The sequence below is a fragment of the Janthinobacterium sp. UMAB-60 genome (assembly GCF_900095235.1).
Lineage (GTDB): Bacteria > Pseudomonadota > Gammaproteobacteria > Burkholderiales > Burkholderiaceae_D > Janthinobacterium.
Genome location: NZ_LT607537.1, coordinates 1 through 304 on the forward strand (window position 1 = coordinate 1; position 304 = coordinate 304).

The 304-nt window shown below is 52.6% G+C and carries 1 rRNA gene; it reads left to right on the forward strand.

Annotated elements, in window-relative coordinates:
• Positions 1-304: ribosomal RNA gene (locus K0F86_RS27200) — 23S ribosomal RNA — on the forward strand; the annotation flags it as partial.

Consider the following 304-nt stretch of genomic DNA (forward strand, 5'->3'; position numbering starts at 1 on the left):
GATATGGTAGGAGAGCGTTCTGTAAGCCTGCGAAGGTGTCTTGTAAAGGATGCTGGAGGTATCAGAAGTGCGAATGCTGACATGAGTAGCGATAATGGGGGTGAAAAGCCTCCACGCCGTAAGCCCAAGGTTTCCTGTTCAACGTTCATCGGAGCAGGGTGAGTCGGCCCCTAAGGCGAGGCAGAGATGCGTAGCTGATGGGAAGCAGGTTAATATTCCTGCACCGTCGTATGATGCGATGGGGGGACGGATCGCGGAAGGTTGTCCAACTGTTGGAATAGTTGGTTTTTGGCTCATAGAAGGC